At 60.1% G+C, this 509-nt stretch carries 1 protein-coding gene; it reads left to right on the forward strand.

Going from position 1 to position 509, the window contains the following annotated elements:
* Positions 1–36 precede the first annotated feature (36 nt).
* Positions 37–495 (forward strand): transposase, encoded by a 459-nt coding sequence (locus QZ271_RS14480; RefSeq protein ID WP_291432642.1) that lies wholly within the window; start codon positions 37–39, stop codon positions 493–495.
* The last annotated feature ends 14 nt before the right edge of the window (positions 496–509 follow it).

Raw genomic sequence — 509 nt, forward strand, 5'->3', positions numbered from 1 at the left:
AGAGCCTATCCGGAAAATATGGTGTACTGAGTTGCCGTGACGACGACGCAACAGCACCAAGACCAAATCAACGCTCAGGACACCCTCTGGGAAGTGCCGGACGAGCTCTGGATTCGTCTGGCTCCAGTCCTGGTCATCGACAAACCCAGAAAGAAAAGTGGGCGTCCCCCACGGGACGCCCGCGCCATCTTCAACGGGTTGATCTGGCTTGCCAGAACCGGCAGTCAGTGGAGCCAACTGCCACGTCGCTACGGCCCGAAATCCACGGTCCACGAACGATTCACCGCCTGGGTCGAGCACGGATGCTTACGTGCTGCCTGGGCGATCGTGCTGGAAGAATATGACCAGGAGCTCGGGATCGACTGGGAATGGCAAGCCGCTGATGGAAGCATCGTCAAAGCTCCCCTCGGAAAAAGGGGGCTCTCGGAGCCGCCGAAGCGACGGGCAGCAATCCCACCGACCGAGGCAAAGCAGGCTGTAAACGCACGCTGCTGACGGATGCCAAAGGG

The sequence above is a fragment of the Deinococcus sp. genome (assembly GCF_018260555.1).
Classification (GTDB): domain Bacteria; phylum Deinococcota; class Deinococci; order Deinococcales; family Deinococcaceae; genus Deinococcus.